Here is a 17,380-nt window from a genome sequence, read left to right on the forward strand (position 1 = left end):
CCTAGACGCGCTTGCGATAGACGGTGTCGAGCCACACGGCGATCACCAGTACGGCGCCGACGACGATGCTCTGCAGCGGCGAGTCGACACCAAGCAGCACCATGCCGGACTGCAGCGATTGCATCAGCAGGGCGCCGAGCATGGCGCCGATGATCGTTCCCGACCCGCCGGCTAGCGACGTGCCACCGATCACGGCGGCTGCAATGACGAGCAGCTCGTCGAGCGTTCCAAGCACGTTGGTGGCCGAATTCTGCCGGGCCGAGGAGATCGCCGCGGCAATCGTGGCCAGCACGCCCATGATCATGAACACCTTCATGGTGATCCAGCGCGTGTTGATGCCGGCGAGATTGGCCGCCTCGGGATTGCCGCCGATGGCGAAGACATAGCGGCCGAAACGGGTGCGGTTGGTGATGAAGGTCATGACCAGCCCGACGGCGACCGCCATCAGCACCGGTATGGCGATACCGTGGGCGATGAACAGGCCGCCTTCGGGAACGGTGATGTTGTTGGCGGCCGCATATCTGTTCACGATGCCGATCGGCCAGGGGTAGGAGTTGGCGAGCCAGACCGCACCCATGATGGCGCCGCAGGTGACGACACCGAGCAGCGCCTCGGCCCAGATCGGACGTAGCGGAAAACGGAAACGCTTGCGCTGCACCCGCCCGTTGAACAGCCCAAACACCACGGCGAGGCAGGCGACGATCCCGACAACCCAGCTCCAGGTTGCGCCGATCGATCCCGCCGGCCCGCCGCCCATCAGCTGAAAGGTGGCGTTAAGCGGCGCCACGGTCTGGCCTGATGTGACCCACCAGGCAGCACCGCGCCAGACCAGCAGGCCGCCCAGCGTCACGATAAAGGCGGGCACTTCGAGATAGGCGATGACGAAGCCTTGAAAGGCGCCGATCAACAGGCCGAGCGCCAGGCCGATGACCAGCGCCAGGACCCAGATCCACGGATTGCCGAGTTCGAGCCCGACAAAACGCACCAGGAAATGCACCTGGGCAAATCCCATCACCATGCCGATCAGGCCCTCGGCGGAACCGACCGACAGGTCGATGTTGCGCATGACGATGACCAGCACCATGCCGCAGGCCATGATGGCGACCGCGGATGTCTGCACCGACAGGTTCCACAGATTGCGCGGCGTGAGAAAGGTGCGGCTGTCGAAATCGAGCGGGTTGACGCCGAGGCGCAGGCTGGAAATGACATGCAGCCCAATCCAGATGACCAGCAGCGCGCCGATCATGCCGAGCATCCGGGTGTCGATCTCGGTCGCCTTCAGGAACCGGGCGACGGCGCCGAGTTCCGACGCGCGCGCCGTATCGGCCTGCGGGTTGGACGTCGTGTCGGTCATGATTTCCTCCCACCGGCTGGCCGTCTGACGCGCATGCCGGAGCCCAGCCTAGAAGCTATCCGCATGATGCGGAAACACAATTCTTTGAGAAAACGCCGCGGCTTTTGGGCCGCGGCGTTCAGATATTTCGAAGTGGTCCGGATCAGTTACAGGCCGCGACGGTGCCGGCAGCGACACCCGCGCAGACTTCGTCCTTCTTGATCCAGCCAGCGTCGATGACGACGTTGAGATTGTCCTTGGTGATGGCAACCGGAGTCAGGAACAGCGACTTGACGGTGTTGCCGCCCGGCGTCGTGAAGTCCTTGGCGCCGGCGATGTCGCTCGTCTTCTTGCCGTCGGCCAGTTGCGAGGCGATCTCGGCGGCATTCTTGCCGAGCTCGCGCGCGTCCTTCCACACCGACACGGTTTGCGTGCCCAGGGCGATGCGGTTCAGCGCGGCGTGGTCGCCGTCCTGCCCCGAGACCGGCACGGTGCCGGCCAAGCCTTGAGCCGTCAGCGCCGCGACGACGCCACCGGCAGTGCCGTCATTGGCCGCGACCACCGCGTCGACCTTGTTGTCGTTGGCGGTCAGGAACTGTTCCATGTTCTTCTGGGCGTTGGCGGGCAGCCAGCCATCCGTGTAGGCTTCGCCGACATTCTTGATCTTGCCGCTGTCAATGGCTTCCTTGAGCACTTCCATCGAGCCCGAGAACAGGAAGTCGGCATTGGGATCGGCACCGGAGCCCTTGATGAAGACGTAGTTGCCTTCCGGCTTGACCTTGAACACTTCGCGGGCCTGCATACGGCCGACTTCCTTGTTGTCGAAGGTCAGGTAGAAAACATCCTTGTTCTCGATCAACCGGTCATAGCCGACGACCGGAATGCCTTCGTCCAGCGCCTTCTGCACGGCCGGGCCGATGGCCGAAGCATCCTGCGCCAGGATGATCAGGGAATTGGCGCCCTGCGAGATCAGGCTTTCGACGTCGGTAAGCTGCTTGCCGGGATTGGACTGCGCATCGGCGGAGATGTACTTGTCGCCGGCGGCCTCGATCGCCGTCTTCATGGCGGCCTCGTCGGTCTTCCAGCGTTCCTCCTGGAAGTTGGACCACGAAACGCCGACGACCTTGTCCTTCGCCTGCGCGACAGACGCGAGCGTCAGCGACATGGCGGCACCCGCCAGGATGGCGGCTGTGAATCTTTTCATATTATCCTCCCTGCGCCGCGTATGGCGCGACCAAACTGGCCCGAGGGCCGGCACAGAGGCCCTATTTTTTCGAGCCTCGAAAAAATACTGGGCCAACGCCCGAACGCTGTCAACATCGATTCTGATGGATTTTGATGTCGTCTCGAATTTTTTTCGGGCCTCGGAATAAAAAAATGACACGGCGCGCGGCTTCTGCCAGTATTTGACCGCGTCACCGACAGCGTTCCAGGGCAGGAAGAACCGCGGCGACCGGGAGGATATGAAAGAGCATGTCGGTCGGAATCCGCCACGACGATTTGCGCCGCCGCAACCGCGCGATGGTGATCGCGGCGGTGCGCCGCGCCGGACAGCCGTCGCGCACCGAGATCGCCGCAACCACAAGCCTCAGCCATTCGACGATCTCGGCGATCTCATCCGACCTGATCGTCGAAGGCATCCTGACCGAAAGCAAGCCGAGCGAGGCCGGCTCGCTCAAACGCGGCCGTCCGCAGGTCGGCCTCAGCCTCAATCCGGAAGCGGCCGCGGTAATGACCGTGGTGCTGTCGCTGAACTTCCTCTCGGTCGCCGTCATCGACTATGCCGGCCAGGTAATATCCGAGGAACAGCGCCGGCTCGACACGCTGACGATGTCGCGCGACTCGCTGATCGGTGAGTGCACGGCAATCGTGCGTCGCCGCCTGGAAGATCCCGACCTGGACGTGCGCAGCATCGCCCGTATCGCGCTGGCCGTCCAGGGCATCACCGACACCCGTGCCCGCGCCATGCTGTGGTCGCCGATCACGCCGCACACCGACATCGCCTTCGCCGACCTATTCGAAGACGAGTTCGGCATCCCAGCCATTATGGAGAACGACTGCAACATGATGGCGGTGGCGCTGCGCTGGCGCGACCCCGATCGTTACCGCGACGATTTCATCGCTATCCTTTTGTCGCACGGCATCGGCATGGGGCTGGTGCTGAAGGGCGAATTGTTCACCGGCACCCATTCCTCGGGCGGCGAATTCGGCCACATGATTCATCGGCCGAACGGGGCGCTGTGTCGCTGCGGACGGCGCGGCTGCGTCGAAGCCTATGCCGGCAATTATGCCATCTGGCGCAACGCGCGGCAGATGGGCGAGGATGCAGAACCCGTCGCCGATGTCAGCGATGCCGACATGCGCGCCCTGGCTGCCGCCGCCCGCGAAAGGGACGGACCCGAACGGGAAGCCTATCGCAAGGCCGGCGAAGCGCTCGGCTACGGCCTCGGCAGCCTGTTCGCGCTGATCGATCCGGCGCCGGTCGCCATGGTCGGCGTCAGCGCCGCCGCCTTCGACCTGATCGAGCCGGCATTGCGGCAAGCGATTGCCCAGACCGCCGGCGGCCAGCATTCCAAGTCGATTTCCTTCGACACCGAGCCGAACGAACTGCCGCTGATCCGCGAAGGCTGCGCCATGCGGGCGCTGATCTTCGTCGATCAGGAGATTTTTGCGCCGGGCGTGCAGGCGAGATCCGGTTTCGGCGGCAAGAACGTGGCGTGAGTTCAAACGAGGGAGTTCAGTCCTCGCGAATGGCGTAACCCGCCCCACGGATGGTGCGAATGACATCGGGCATGCGGCCGTTGTTGACCGCCTTGCGCAGCCGGCCGACATGCACATCGACCGTGCGTTCGTCGATGTAGATCGTCTCGCCCCAGACATTGTCGAGCAGTTGGCTGCGCGAGAACACGCGGCCTGGATGGCGCATCATGAATTCAAGCAGGCGGAATTCCGTCGGCCCGAGCCGGATCTCGCTCTTCTTGCGATAGACGCGGTGCGACTCGCGATCGAGCACGATATCGCCGACCTTGAGCACGCTGGACAGCACTTCCGGCTTGGCCCGGCGCAGCAGCGCCTTGACCCTGGCCATGAACTCCGGCGTCGAGAAAGGCTTGACCAGATAGTCGTCGGCACCGGTCGAGAGGCCGCGCACGCGGTCGCTTTCCTCGCCTCGCGCGGTCAGCATGATGATCGGCAGCCGCTCGGTCTCGGGACGCATCCTTAGCCGGCGGCAGAGTTCGATACCGGAAACCGCAGGCACCATCCAGTCGAGCACCAGAAGGTCTGGAACGTTCTCCTGCAGCCGGATTTCGGCCTCGTCGCCGCGCGTCACCACTTCGACCTGATAACCTTCGGATTCGAGATTGTAGCGGAGCAGCACGCCTAGCGGCTCCTCATCCTCCACCACCATGATGCGTGGCGCGATCATCGGCTGGTCACCCCTGTCATGCCGCTGGCGCGGACATTGCCGTCTCGTCCTGCTTCGGACGATTGGCTGGCAACTGCGTGCCGGTCAAAACATAATAGGCATTTTCGGCGATGTTGGTCACGTGGTCGCCGATCCGCTCGAGGTTCTTGGCGCAAAACAACAGGTGCGTGCACGCCGTGATGTTGCGCGGATCTTCCATCATGTAGGTCAGCAGTTCGCGGAACACCGATGTGTATTTGACGTCGATGCGTTCATCATTGTTTCTGAGCGTGGCAAGCGCTGCCGCGTCAGCGGCGGCATACTCGTCGACGACCCCCTGCACCTGGATCAGCACCAGCTGCGCCATTGCGTCGATCGAATGCGAAAGGTCGTGCGGCGTGACGCTCAGCCCGACAGTGCCGACGCGCTTGGCGATGTTCTTGGCAAGGTCCCCGATGCGCTCGAGGTCGCCGGCCATGCGGATCGAACCGACCACCGCACGCAGATCGTTGGCCATCGGCTGGCGCTTGGCGATCAGCGTGATGGCACGATCGTCCAGCTCGCGCTGGCGTGCATCCATGATGGCGTCATCGGAAACCACCCGCTGCGCCAGCGCATTGTCCGAATTGAGCAAAGCCCTGGTCGAGCCACCGACCATCGAGCGGGCGAGATCGCCCATGTCGCGGATCAGCTGGCTGATCTGCTCCAGATCCTCATCGAAAGATGCGACGGTATGTTCACCCATGATCTTCGTCCCTCATATGCCAGAGATCAGCCGAACCGGCCGGTGATGTAGTCCTGGGTGCGTTTGTCGTCGGGGGTGGTGAACATCTTGTCGGTGGCGCCCTCCTCGACCAGATAGCCAAGATGGAACATCGCGGTGCGCTGCGACACGCGCGCTGCCTGCTGCATCGAATGGGTGACGATGACGATCGTATAGTTCTGACGCAGTTCGTCGATAAGTTCCTCGACGCGAGCGGTGGCGATCGGGTCGAGCGCCGAACACGGTTCGTCCATCAGGATCACCTCGGGTGACACGGCGATGGCGCGTGCAATGCACAGGCGCTGCTGCTGGCCACCGGAAAGACCCGTGCCAGGTTCCTGCAAACGGTCCTTGACCTCGTTCCAGATCGCCGCCTTCTTCAGGCTGGACTCGACGATCTGATCCATGTCGGCCTTGCGCTTGGCCAATCCGTGGATGCGCGGACCATAGGCGACGTTCTCGTAGATCGACTTTGGGAACGGATTGGGTTTCTGGAACACCATGCCGACGCGCGCCCTGAGTTCGACGACATCGATGTTCTTGTCGTAGATGTCCTCTTCGTCGAGCGTGATCTTGCCGGTTACCCGTGCTGAATCGATGGTGTCGTTCATGCGGTTGAGGCAGCGCAGGAAGGTGGACTTGCCGCAGCCGGAGGGGCCGATCAGCGCCGTCACCTGGTTCAGGCGGACGTCGAGATCGACGTCGAACAGCGCCTGCTTCTCGCCGTAGAACACGCCGACCTTGTCGCCGCGCATTTTGATCACTTCGTTCGACTTCATCTTGTCGCCCACTGCGTTTTCAAGGGACTGTTCGGTCATGATGTTCATACCAAAATGCCTTTTTTCTACCAGCGCCGCTCGAACCGACGCCGAAGCACGATCGCGGTGATGTTCATGGCCATGAGGAAGACGAGCAGGATGATGATGGCGCCGGACATACGCTCGACGAAGGCGCGTTCGGCCTCGTTCGCCCACATATAGATCTGCACCGGCAGCGCGGTGGCCGGATCGAAAGGCGTCGTCGGTGGATCGGCGACGAAGGCGACCATGCCGATCAACAGCAGAGGCGCGGTTTCGCCGAGCGCGCGCGCAAGACCGATGATAGTGCCGGTGAGGATGCCGGGTGCGGCAAGCGGCAGGATGTGCTGGAACACCATCTGCATCTTGGAGGCGCCAAGGCCGAGAGCTGCCGAGCGGATCGACGGCGGCACCGCGGCAAGCGCGGCGCGCGTCGCGATGATGATCGTCGGCAGCGTCATCAGCGTCAGCACCAGGCCACCGACGAAAGCGGCGGAGCGCGGCATGCCCAGGAAATTGATAAACACCGCGAGGCCGAGCAAGCCGAAGACGATTGACGGCACTGCGGCCAGATTGTTGATGTTGACCTCGATAAGGTCGGTGAAACGGTTCTTCTTGGCGAATTCCTCCAGATAGATGGAGGCGGCGACGCCGATCGGCAGCGCGAGCAGCAGCACGATCACCATCATATAAAACGAGCCGATGATCGCCACGCCCATGCCCGAGGTTTCCGGGCGGCTGGAGGCGCCGTAGGTGAACAGGCCGCTGTTGAAGTGCTCGGCCATCGCGCCCTCGGCCTTGAGCTTGTTCATCCAGGCGATCTGCTGGTCCGAGACCTTGCGTCGCGCTTCCTCGACACTGAGGTCGATCTGGCCCTTGAAAGCCGAGTCGAGATTGGCGGCGGCGAGGATGTTGACGTCGCGTGTCGTGCCGATCACCGAGGGATCGGCGGCAACGATGTCGCGCAACTGGACGCGGGCGCCTTCCGAAAGGAAGCCCTTGAGCTTCTGGATCATCGGCTTGTCATCAGGAGAAATGCCGAGCTTGGCCACCAGCGCGTTTTCTGCGAGCTTGGGATAATTCGCCTTGATCAGAACGCTCGGATCGGTTGCGCGCTTGCCGGAAGGATCGATCACCTTCTCGTCGAACGTGATCGGCAGCGATACCGTCGTCTGCCAGAAGGCGGTGTAGCCTTTCGAGACGATGGTGATCAGCATGATTGCCAGGAACGCCAGGCCTACGGAAATCGCCACGACGCCATAGATGCGGAAACGGCGTTCGGCGGCGTAACGGGCCTTCAGGCCGATGTCGCGGCGCGGATGGGCCGCCGGCCTGACCATCGTATCCATGGGAATGTCGGTCATTCGTACTGCTCCCGATATTTGCGCACGATGTAGAGCGCGACGATGTTCATCACCAGCGTCAGCGTGAACAGCGTCAGCCCGAGCGCGAAGGCGACCAGCGTCTGCGGCGAATTGAACTCGAGGTCGCCGGTGAGCTGGTTGACGATCTTGACGGTGATGGTCGTCATCGCCTCGAACGGGTTGATGGTGAGGTTGGCGGCGACGCCCGCCGCCAGCACGACAATCATCGTTTCGCCGATGGCGCGCGAGGCAGTCAGCAGGATGGCGCCGACGATGCCGGGCAGTGCCGCCGGCAGGATCACCCGCTTGATCGTCTCGGAGCGGGTCGCGCCGAGGCCGAGCGACCCGTCGCGCATGGCGCGCGGCACCGCGGTTATGATGTCGTCTGAGAGAGAGGAGACGACCGGGATCAGCATGACGCCCATGACCAGGCCGGCGGTGAAGATGCTCTGGCCCTGGATGAACGGCGAGCCGCCGGTCAGCGCCGCGGACAGGTCGCGCAGGAACGGCCCAAGCGTGACGACGGCGAAGATGCCGTAGACGATGGTCGGTATGCCGGCCAGCAGTTCAAGCGCCGGCTTGACCACCGAGCGCACCCTGGGCGTTGCGTATTCGGCCATGTAGACAGCCGACATCAGCCCGACCGGCACCGCAACCAGCAGCGCGACGGCGGCGATATAGAGCGTGCCGGCAAGAAGCGGGATCAGGCCGAACTGGCCCTGGCTGCCGCCCGAACCGGCAGCGGCAAAACGCGGATCCCAGACCGTGCCGAAGAAGAAACTCATCGGCGAGACGCTCTCGAAGAAGGTGATCGTCTGGAACAGCATCGAAAGCACGATGCCGACGGTGGTCAGGATGGCGATGGTGGAGGCGGCAAGCAGCCCCCACAGCATCAGCCGCTCGACATTGTTGCGCGCCCTGGCGCGCGGCTCGATCTGCCTGAGCGCATAGAAGGCGCCGGCGATCGAGGAAGCCAGAATGACAATGGCACCGAACAGGCCGAGCCGGTCCTGGACCTTGTTCGCCTCGACAGCGATCGGGATCATGTAATCCTGTGTGTCGCTCGCCAGTGCCACGCCCTTGGCGGCGAGCAGCGGCTGCAACTCGGCAAAGCTGGCAGGCATTGCGGCCAGTGTGCCAGCATCGAGTTTGCGCAGGCCCCTGGCGAGGCTCTTTACCAGGCTGACATCCAGTGCCTCGCTGGCAACCTTGCTGTCGACGGTACGCTCGGGCAAGGCAGCGTGGATGTGCCGGTCAAGATAGACCGAAGAACCGACGGCCCAGACGGCAAGCAGCAAAAGAGCAGGCAGGACGGCGAGCAGGAACGCCCACCAGCCGTGATAGTGGGCACGCGAATGCGGCTTGACCTTGCCATTGTCCTGGGCCGCGGCACGCTGCCGGCCGATGAAAAAGGCAACCAGGCCGAGGGCAACGACGATGGCCAGTACGAGCAAGGACGACATGGACCCACCCCAAGGGAAATTCTAACGCAGCCGCCATTGCGGCCTGCGGTGAAACCGGGGCGCGGATTTGACCCGCACCCCGGTTCGGCAGCTTGATTACATCGACTTTCCGGCGGCGAAAGCGTCACGCTGGGCCTGACGCTCGGCATCCGGAGCAGCAACGAGGCCGTATTCGGCGAGCGGGCTTTCCGGGCCAACCATCTGGTCGTCGAGGAAGAACTCGACATATTCCTTGAGGCCGGGAACGACGCCCAGATGCGCCTTCTTGACGTAGAAGAACAGCGGGCGCGAGACGGGATACTTGCCGCTGGCAATCGTCTCGGTCGAAGGCACGATACCTTCCACGGTGGCGACCTTCAGCTTGTCGGCATTGTTCTCATAGAAGGCGAGGCCGAACACGCCGACGCCGGTCTTGTTGGAGTCGATGCGGGCGAGCGTCTCGGTATAGTCGCCATCGATGTCGACGGCCTTGCCGTCCTTGCGGATGGCAATGCAGGTTTTGCCGATTTCCTTGTCGTCGGCAATGCCGGCGGCCTTGAGAGCAGCCTTGTCACAGCCGGCATCGAGGAGCTTGGTCTCGAACACTTCGCGCGTGCCGTGCTTTTCGCCCGGAATGTAGGCGGCGATGTCCCAGTCGGGCAGCTTCGGATTGACCTGGCTCCACTTGGTGTTCGGATTGTCGACGAGCTTGCCGTCGACGACCAGCTTGGCCGCGAGCGCCTTGTAGATGTCGGCGGGAACCAGGGCCCAGTCCGGGCCCTTGATGTCGGTGGCGAAGACGATGCCGTCATAGCCGATCCGGACTTCCTGGACTTCCTTCACGCCGGCGGCGGCGCAGGACTTGAGTTCGTCCGCCTTGATCGGACGCGACGAGTTGGCGATGTCGATCGTGTCTTCGCCGACGCCCTTGCAGAATTCCTTGATGCCGGCGCCGCTGCCGCCGGATTCGACGACCGGGGTCTTGAAGTTGGTGAACGTTTCGCCGAACTGCTCGGCAACGATCTTGGCATAAGGTAACACGGTCGATGATCCGGCGACCTGGATCTGGTCGCGCGCGGCGGCGAAGCCGGACGACGCGGCGAGCGCAAGCGCAGCGGCCGACGCCGTATAGAGGAATTTCTTCATGTGGCCTGCTCCTGTTCGGAAGATGGTCTCTCGGCGCTCGTCAGTCGGCGCCCGCTGAGGCCAATAGCCTTCGATTATAACAGTCGCATGACAGTTTGATGTCACCCCGGTAACGCGTCATCGCGAGGAGCAAAACGCCGCCTGGCCGGCACTGACCACGCAGCCCGGCTTTGTCCCCGGAATCAGAGACTTGCTCCGCTTGGGGGCCGAGATTGGCCGGCGATTTGGGGTTAGCCGGCCTTTACGAAAAAAAGCCGGACGGGAGCGCGTTGCTCTCAGCCAGACGGTGTCATGGCCGGGCCATCGCCGAAAACAGGTCCGTTGGGGTAGGTTGACGCTGTCTCATGCCGGCGGTCGCTGCTCCCGCCCGTAACTGGAAAGGGAGGAATCGAACGCCGCCATTGTCTCGACTGGATACAACCTTTGATATGGTGCGATCGCACCATAGTCTTTGGCCGCTGGCAGGGCGCGAATCTTCGCCGTATTTCCGGCACTCGGACAGGCAGGACCGGCCCTACCCGGCGTTGCGCTGAGCCTGCCGGCTGGCGCCGACCCAGCGCTCGACCTTCTCGAGCAGCGCCCGGGGACTGATCGGCTTGGGCAGATAGTCGTCCATGCCTGCCTCCAGGCAGCGCTCGCGGTCGCCCTTCAGCGCATGCGCGGTGACGCCGACGATCGGCACATGCGTGCCGGTTTCTTCCTCCAGCCGGCGAATGGCGGCGGTCGCTTCGAGACCGTTCATCTCCGGCATGGAGACATCCATCAGGATCATGCACGGGTTGAGCCGGCCGAAGGTGTCGAGCGCCTTGCGGCCATTGCCGACGATCTCGAAACCATAACCGGTCTCGCCGAGGATCTGGGTGAACACCATCTGGTTTACCTCATTGTCCTCGGCCACCAGTATGTCCAGCCTGTTGCCACCAGCCGCCACCGGTGGCCGGGGGCGAATCGAAGGCGGCTGCAGCAGCGCCCGCTGTTCGGACGGTGCCGAGGGCTGCGGCCGCGTCACATTGCTCGCAGCGACGTCGGCCGCGAGCGGCTGCGCGTCGCTGCCGCCAGTGTTGTGGCGATGCCGCTGGATGGTGGCGACCAGCGTTTCCAGCAGCACCGAAGAGCGCGCCGGTTTGATCAGCTGGGCATCGATGCCGAGATCGCGATAGCTGGTGTTGGCGAGCGACTGGTCGACCGAGGTCAGCATGATGATCGGCGTTCCGGCAAGGCCAGCGGTGTTGCGCACGATCCGCGCCATTTCGGCGCCGCTCATTTCAGGCATCTGGTAGTCGAGCACGACGCAATCGACCGGCACGCCATAGGCGGCAGCGGCGATCAGCACCTTGAGGCCTTCGGCGCCGCTTTCGGCCGCGCAGGAATCGAACGTCCATGATGTCATCTGCTCGGTCAGGATCGCCCTGTTGACGGCATTGTCGTCGACGATCAGCACGCGCGCGCCGGTCACGTCGATCGGCATGATGCGTTGTCCGTTCTGCTGTCCGGCCCTCGGCAGCGTCACCGAGAACCAGAACGTCGAACCCTTGCCTTCGGCGCTTTCGACCCCGATGTCGCCGCCCATCAGCTCGACGAGCCGCGAGGTGATGGCGAGGCCGAGGCCGGTCCCCTCGTGCCGCCGCGTCGATGAAGTGTCGACCTGGCTGAATTTCTCGAACACCAGTTTCAGTTTTTCCTCGGGGATACCGATGCCCGTATCGGTGACCGAGATGGTGAGCTTCGTTCCGGTTGGAACCCTCTCGCCGGTGACGTCGACCAGCACATGGCCCTCATCGGTGAATTTCACCGCATTGCCGAGCAGGTTGGTGACGATCTGCCTGATGCGGCCGACATCGCCGATGAATAGGCTCTCGAGCCGAGGCTCGACACGTACGATCAGCTCGAGGTCCTTCTCCTTGGCGCGCGTCGACACCAGCGTCGCCACGTCCTCGATCGCCTCGGCCAGATTGAAGGGCGCCGGATCGAGCACCAGCTGACCGGCATCGATCTTGGAGAAGTCCAGTATGTCGTTGATGATGGTGAGCAGCGCATTGCCCGACTTCACGATGATGTCGGTAAACGTCTTCTGCTTCGGGTCGAGGTCCGATTTGGCCAGCAGTTCGGCCATGCCGAGCACGCCGTTCATCGGCGTACGTATCTCATGGCTCATATTGGCGAGGAATTCCGACTTGGCGCGGTCGGCGAGCACGGCGCGCTGCCGCGCCTCGCGCAGTTCGGCCTCCCGCATCTTCAGCTCGGTGATGTCGGTGGTCGAGCCGATCAGGTAGAGCGAACCGTCGGAGGCGATCATCGCGCCCTTGCGGGCGAATTGATGCCTGACGCTGCCGTCGGCCAGCGTCACCGTCTCTTCGACCTCCTGAGTTTCGCCGGTGCGCAGCACGGCGAGGTCGCCATTGACGAAGGCCTCGCCATCCGGCCCGAAAATCTCGATGTCGGTCTTGCCGATGGCCTCTTCCTTGCTGAAGCCCGTCAGATCGCACCAACCCTTGTTGACATAGAACTGCCTGAGATCGGAGCGCTTGGCGTAGATCGATACCGGTACATTGTCGATCAGGCTGCGGAACACCTCGTTCTCGCGCATGCTTTCTTCCAGCGCACGCTCGCGTGCCTTGACGTCGGTGATGTCAGTGCTCGAACCGACCAGATGCACCGACCCGTCCAGCGCCACCAGGCGGCTCTTGCGGGTCATCAACTGCCGAACCGTGCCGTCGCGATGGGTGACGGGTTCCTCGACCTCCTTGACGACGCCCGTCACGGCGACTTGCGTGTCGTCATGGCTGTAGCCATCCGCGTCCTGCGCGCCGAACAACTGCCGGTCGGTGCGGCCGATGACATCCTCCTTGGCCAAGCCGGTGATCGCGCACCAGGCCTTGTTGACGAATTCGATGCTCAGGTCCTGCGCCTTGATGAAGGCGGCCACCGGCAACTCGTCCATCACATGCCGGAACAGGTCGATCTGGCGCATGGAATCGCGCAATGCCGCCTCGCGGCTCTTGATCTCGGAGATGTCGACGCGAACGCCGATGAAGGTGCCGTCGTCGGTCCGCATGTCGTAGACCTGATACCAGCGGCCATCGGGATTGTGACGCTCGTAGGAGGAACTGGGCAAGCGGTAGCGGGCGAGGATCGCGTCCAGCCAGCGGTCATGATCGCTGTCGTAGAGCTGGTCGATTTGCGGATCGCCGCTGCAGCGGAAATAGCCGTTCGCATGACCCAGCACGAGTGCTTCGCGGAATGTACAGCCGGGCTGCCACGCCGGCTTCAAGGCCGGCAGCGTATCCTGGATCTTGCGGTTGGCGAAAACGAACCTGTCGTCGCGATCGTAGATGATCACGGCGGCCGGCAAGGATTCCAGCACGTTGGCGAGATGCTTGCGCGCGTCCTGCGCCTCCGTCTCGCGGCGCTTCATGTCGGAAATGTCGAACAGGAAGCCGGCAACGTAGTTGCGGCCGCTGGCCATGCCGACGCGGCTCTTCCTGACGATGCGCGATCGGCTGGCGCCGTCGACCTCGAAATTCTCTTCCACTTCGTACGGCCGCCCGGTGGCAAGGACGTCACGTTCGCTCTGCTCGAAAAGCGCGACCGCGTTCGTTGGGAGGAAATCGCCGCCGGGCTTGCCGAGCATGGCTTGCGGCGTCTGGCCAAACAGAGCGGCGAACGCCTCGTTGACGAAGACGAAACGCAGATGGTCGTCCTTGACGAAGATCGGATCCTTGACGGCGTTGATCACCGCTTCCGCCAGCCGCGCTTTCTCCAGCGCCTCGGCAAGTTCGGCCTCCCGGTCCTTCATGTCGGTGACGTCGACATAGGAGATCAGCCGCTTCCCGCCGGCCAGCGGCGCCATCGACGATATCAGCGTGCGGCCGTCATTGCGCGGGAACTGCCGCGATCCGGCGATCCCGGCCCTGATTTCCGCCTCGCGCTCGGCGACATGCCGCTGCCATGACGCATCGTCGGCACCAAACGGATCGATGTCGCGGCTGGCGTCCATCAGATCGCGGAAGCTGCAGCCGATCTCGGCGCGCCGGGCGTCGATCTGCCAGAAATCATAGAAAGCACGGTTGATGATCTCGGCGCGCATATCGGCGTCGAGCACGAGGACACCGATCGGCATCTGGTCGACCATTGTGCGGAGACCGGCGAAGGTCTCGGCATTCCTGGCATTGGCGTTTTTGATCTCCGCATCGCGCTGCTTGATCTCGGTGACCTCATAGTAGGTCAGCAGCCGCCTGCCCCCGGACAACGCCGTCACCGAAAACATCATCGTCCTGCCGTTGGCATGGGCAAATTCGCGCGGCGCGACGGATCCGGCGCGAATCTCGTCGAGGCGAGTAGCGAGGTAGCGCTGCCATTGCTGTTCGTCGATGTCGCCATAGATGCCGCTGCGGCGGTTGAGCTCCATCAACAGGCTGAACGGAGCGCCGACGGCAACAGCACCGTCCGGAATCTTCGAGAGGTCGCGATAGGCCTTGTTGACGATCAGCGTGTCGAGCCTGGCATCGAGAAGCACGACGCCCATATGCATGGCGTCCATCGTCCGCTCGAGGTCGGCCAGATGCTGGTCGGGCTCGCCATCACCCGATGGTTCCCGCCCCAGATTTTTGAAGGCGCCGGCCAGAGCCGTGACGTTGCGGCCGATGCCGCGATAGCCGGCAAATCTTCCTTCGTCGTCGAACTTTGGAAAGCCTGACGTCAAAACCCAGCGACAGTCGGCGCTGCCAGCCTTGAGCTCATAGACGAAGTCGCGAAAAGGCCGGTGCGCCTGCAGATCCTCCAGATGCGCCGCGCCACTGCGATCGCCGTTCAGGACCTGGTTGAGGAAGTCGAAGCGGAACCGGCCAAGCACGTTTGCCGGATCGATGCCGGTGGCGGCCTGGTAATTTTGCGAAAGCCAGGAGAAGCGCAGTTCGGCGTCCGTTTCCCAGACCCAATCCGAACCGGCTTCGACGAGTTGGCGAAGCGCATCGTTCGAATCCATGCAAGAGGCGGACGATGAGGCATCGTCGCCATGCACTGTGGATCTGCGAGGCCCGCGCTTGCCGCGCGCGCCGATTGTTTCGTCCGCTTCCGCCATGCCGTCCCCACCCCGAAAACCAAGGCCGAACCCTCCTCCGCGGTTCGTCGGCGGAATCTGCCCCAGAAGCATTAAGGATCCGCTAACCTTAACGGTCGGTTGGACAGGATTGCGCGGCGCGGTCTGCTTCATTCCGCCCGGTTGTCGGCGGGGTCGAACCCGCTATATAAGCAACGGCAGGGGTATTGCTGATGCTTGGACGGATTGTGCCTTTTTTCATGGGGCTGGCGCTGCTTTTCGGCGGCGGTTGCTCGCGCAGTTATGACGGCACGGTCGTCATCCCGAGACCGCTTGATGTCCGGCGATTCTGGGATCGGCCGCCACCGAATGTCGACTATGGGCAATCCGAGGTCGAGAACGGCGCTTTTCCTGTGGCGCCGCAGCCGGACCGGCGTTTTTCCGAGCGCAAGGTCAGCCATGCCGCACCGAGACGGCACCAGACGAGGTTGCCTGCGTCCGCTTCCCTATCGGCGCCAGCGAAACCGCTGACCTGCAGGAACGTCAGCGAGCCTGGCAAGAGAGCTCGCATGGTCTGCGATTAGATCGGAGCGGGTCCCTAAAAGCGGGACCCGGTTTTCGGATGGGATGCGATCAAGACGCGATCCGGGGATAGCTTCGGTGACCCGGCCTCACAGTGAAGCAGCGCCCTTTTTCGGCTCCTTCGCACCGAGCTTGTCGAGTGCGAGACGAACCTGACGCAGATCTTCCTGCCAGCCGTCATCGTCGTCCATCGGACCCTCCGAGGCAGCCCGCTGCAGCCCACGCGCCTCGGATTCGATCTCGCGCAGTTCGGCGATTTTCTGTTCGGTGGTCAGCGAGTCATCTTCGACGATCTCCAGCACCCGCATTTCCCGGAACGTAGCCACGGCGTTTCTCCCGGCTGATGTCGATCACAACGCCGTGAGCGCCTCTCTGTTCCAGCCGGATCAGGCAACCGCATCGCAGCAGGCACGCCGCAGCCGGTGATCGCCAATTGGGGAAGCCGGCGATCATTCGGCCGGGAAAAACGCCGGGCCGACCACGCGCACCGACCGCTTGCCGGCCTCGATCGAAAGGTGCTGGGCGGCACCTGGCGCTTCGGCATCGATTCCAGGGACGGCCGCAACGGTGCCGAGATCCGGCTTCGCCGTCGGCAGCGGAATAATGGCATTGCGCATGTTGGCGGGCGTCACAGTCCTGGCTCGCAGTTCGGTGACCCGCTGGTAGTATCGCTTGACGTCGCATGCCTTGAAATTCGCATCATCGCGATATCTGAAGGCTGCCGGCAGTTCGGTATAAGGCTTGCGCGTGTCGAGCGCGACCATCTGGTCGGTTTCGAGGCTGGCATCGCTCAACGTGTAGAGGTCGACGCTGGGGTCATCGCAGATGTAACGGCATTGATCGGCCGTCTCCTTCAGATCACCGCTGGCGGCGAATTGCGACTTTGGCGCCGGGAAGAAATACCCGTCCGACAGACGCACGCAAAACAGCATCGCATTGCCGCCGAACGTGGTGCTCGCCGATTGGGTGCCGGGCGCGGCGCGCGCAGACCGTTGCTTTGCCGAAGGCGCGCAGCCAAGCGCCACGAGGCGCGCTTGCAGACCCGCCGTGTCGCGGCCTGAATTCCCGGCGGCAGCGATCCGGCGCTGCACATCCGAGCGGCTCCTGGCGAGATCGGCGCAAGCGTTGAAGAGACCACCAAGCGAACTTTTCGCCGTGCACTGGCGCTGTCTCTCGATAGTCTGGATGGCTGCAAGTTGCCGGCGCAGTTGAGCAAGCTCCGGGTTCGCCCCGTTGCTGCGGCCACCCGAAAGCAACTGGCTTCTGATCGCGCCGCAGCTGTCCGCGTAGGACGAAAGCGTCCCGAACAAAATTGCCGCCAGTGAAATCAATGCGACCATCATGGAAGGCCAGAAACGGATCATCGGGACAACTCGGTCCTTTTTGCGGAGAACCCGGAATTACAGTCCATAACTTACACAAGCTTCAGCTATATGAGTAAACTCTAATTGTCTCAAGAACTTCAGCCGGAGTAAGCTTTTGTCTATTGCATTATGTCATCTCGTGTAA

13 protein-coding genes are annotated in these 17,380 nt (G+C 63.1%); 2 read left to right on the forward strand and 11 right to left on the reverse strand.

Translation table 11 applies throughout. From position 1 onward, the window contains the following. Position 1 precedes the first annotated feature (1 nt). Together A4R29_RS26365 and xylF are read right to left on the reverse strand one after the other, a co-directional pair. Positions 2-1,354 (reverse strand): sugar ABC transporter permease, encoded by a 1,353-nt coding sequence (locus A4R29_RS26365; protein ID WP_013529275.1) that lies wholly within the window; start codon positions 1,352-1,354, stop codon positions 2-4. 142 nt (positions 1,355-1,496) lie between these two features. Beyond that, positions 1,497-2,537, reverse strand: a complete 1,041-nt coding sequence (gene xylF, locus A4R29_RS26370; RefSeq protein WP_013529274.1) for a D-xylose ABC transporter substrate-binding protein — start codon at positions 2,535-2,537, stop codon at positions 1,497-1,499. Between the two features lie 269 nt (positions 2,538-2,806). Between xylF and A4R29_RS26375 the strand changes: the two genes are divergently transcribed. After that, on the forward strand, positions 2,807-4,054 hold the full coding sequence (locus tag A4R29_RS26375) for an ROK family protein (protein WP_063173196.1): 1,248 nt from the start codon (positions 2,807-2,809) through the stop codon (positions 4,052-4,054). 16 nt (positions 4,055-4,070) lie between these two features. On the opposite strand, the gene phoB is transcribed toward A4R29_RS26375, so the two are convergent. The 7 genes from phoB to A4R29_RS26410 form a co-directional block, all read right to left on the reverse strand. Then, a complete protein-coding gene (gene phoB / locus A4R29_RS26380) occupies positions 4,071-4,760 on the reverse strand; it encodes a phosphate regulon transcriptional regulator PhoB (RefSeq protein ID WP_010911896.1) in 690 nt (229 codons plus the stop codon). Positions 4,761-4,776: 16 nt separating this feature from the next. Next, positions 4,777-5,484, reverse strand: coding sequence for a phosphate signaling complex protein PhoU (phoU, locus tag A4R29_RS26385; RefSeq protein WP_013529272.1), 708 nt, complete (start codon positions 5,482-5,484; stop codon positions 4,777-4,779). A 26-nt stretch (positions 5,485-5,510) separates the two neighbouring features. Continuing rightward, a complete protein-coding gene (gene pstB, locus A4R29_RS26390; protein ID WP_013529271.1) occupies positions 5,511-6,329 on the reverse strand; it encodes a phosphate ABC transporter ATP-binding protein PstB in 819 nt (272 codons plus the stop codon). 17 nt (positions 6,330-6,346) lie between these two features. Next, positions 6,347-7,663 (reverse strand): phosphate ABC transporter permease PstA, encoded by a 1,317-nt coding sequence (pstA, locus tag A4R29_RS26395; protein ID WP_063173197.1) that lies wholly within the window; start codon positions 7,661-7,663, stop codon positions 6,347-6,349. Further along, a complete protein-coding gene (gene pstC, locus A4R29_RS26400) occupies positions 7,660-9,126 on the reverse strand; it encodes a phosphate ABC transporter permease subunit PstC (protein ID WP_063173198.1) in 1,467 nt (488 codons plus the stop codon). The genes pstA and pstC overlap by 4 nt, the downstream gene beginning before the upstream one ends. A gap of 96 nt (positions 9,127-9,222) precedes the next feature. Continuing rightward, positions 9,223-10,251, reverse strand: coding sequence for a PstS family phosphate ABC transporter substrate-binding protein (locus A4R29_RS26405; RefSeq protein ID WP_027163159.1), 1,029 nt, complete (start codon positions 10,249-10,251; stop codon positions 9,223-9,225). Positions 10,252-10,765: 514 nt separating this feature from the next. Beyond that, positions 10,766-15,331 (reverse strand): PAS domain-containing protein, encoded by a 4,566-nt coding sequence (locus A4R29_RS26410; RefSeq protein ID WP_167355190.1) that lies wholly within the window; start codon positions 15,329-15,331, stop codon positions 10,766-10,768. Positions 15,332-15,522: 191 nt separating this feature from the next. Here A4R29_RS26410 and A4R29_RS26415 point away from each other — a divergent pair, with 191 nt between their 5' ends. Continuing rightward, on the forward strand, positions 15,523-15,873 hold the full coding sequence (locus A4R29_RS26415; protein ID WP_013529266.1) for a hypothetical protein: 351 nt from the start codon (positions 15,523-15,525) through the stop codon (positions 15,871-15,873). Between the two features lie 87 nt (positions 15,874-15,960). On the opposite strand, the gene A4R29_RS26420 is transcribed toward A4R29_RS26415, so the two are convergent. Together A4R29_RS26420 and A4R29_RS26425 are read right to left on the reverse strand one after the other, a co-directional pair. Beyond that, positions 15,961-16,197 (reverse strand): hypothetical protein, encoded by a 237-nt coding sequence (locus A4R29_RS26420; RefSeq protein ID WP_013529265.1) that lies wholly within the window; start codon positions 16,195-16,197, stop codon positions 15,961-15,963. 123 nt (positions 16,198-16,320) lie between these two features. Continuing rightward, the gene (locus A4R29_RS26425) at positions 16,321-17,235 is read right to left on the reverse strand and encodes a DUF2865 domain-containing protein (protein ID WP_027163162.1); all 915 of its coding nucleotides are present in this window, start codon (positions 17,233-17,235) and stop codon (positions 16,321-16,323) included. Positions 17,236-17,380 lie beyond the last annotated feature (145 nt).

The sequence above is a fragment of the Mesorhizobium ciceri biovar biserrulae genome, from assembly GCF_001618845.1.
In the GTDB taxonomy this organism is placed as follows: Bacteria; Pseudomonadota; Alphaproteobacteria; order Rhizobiales; family Rhizobiaceae; genus Mesorhizobium; species Mesorhizobium ciceri.

Excerpts from the sequence above, each read along its gene's own strand:
- pstA (WP_063173197.1), bottom strand. The coding sequence starts at position 7,663 with ATGACCGACATTCCCATGGATACGATGGTCAGGCCGGCGGCCCATCCG.
- A4R29_RS26405 (WP_027163159.1), bottom strand. The coding sequence starts at position 10,251 with ATGAAGAAATTCCTCTATACGGCGTCGGCCGCTGCGCTTGCGCTCGCC.
- A4R29_RS26425 (WP_027163162.1), bottom strand. The coding sequence starts at position 17,235 with ATGATCCGTTTCTGGCCTTCCATGATGGTCGCATTGATTTCACTGGCG.
- A4R29_RS26375 (WP_063173196.1), top strand. The coding sequence starts at position 2,807 with ATGTCGGTCGGAATCCGCCACGACGATTTGCGCCGCCGCAACCGCGCG.
- pstC (WP_063173198.1), bottom strand. The coding sequence starts at position 9,126 with ATGTCGTCCTTGCTCGTACTGGCCATCGTCGTTGCCCTCGGCCTGGTT.
- pstB (WP_013529271.1), bottom strand. The coding sequence starts at position 6,329 with ATGAACATCATGACCGAACAGTCCCTTGAAAACGCAGTGGGCGACAAG.
- phoU (WP_013529272.1), bottom strand. The coding sequence starts at position 5,484 with ATGGGTGAACATACCGTCGCATCTTTCGATGAGGATCTGGAGCAGATC.
- A4R29_RS26365 (WP_013529275.1), bottom strand. The coding sequence starts at position 1,354 with ATGACCGACACGACGTCCAACCCGCAGGCCGATACGGCGCGCGCGTCG.
- A4R29_RS26410 (WP_167355190.1), bottom strand. The coding sequence starts at position 15,331 with ATGGCGGAAGCGGACGAAACAATCGGCGCGCGCGGCAAGCGCGGGCCT.
- phoB (WP_010911896.1), bottom strand. The coding sequence starts at position 4,760 with ATGATCGCGCCACGCATCATGGTGGTGGAGGATGAGGAGCCGCTAGGC.
- xylF (WP_013529274.1), bottom strand. The coding sequence starts at position 2,537 with ATGAAAAGATTCACAGCCGCCATCCTGGCGGGTGCCGCCATGTCGCTG.
- A4R29_RS26415 (WP_013529266.1), top strand. The coding sequence starts at position 15,523 with ATGCTTGGACGGATTGTGCCTTTTTTCATGGGGCTGGCGCTGCTTTTC.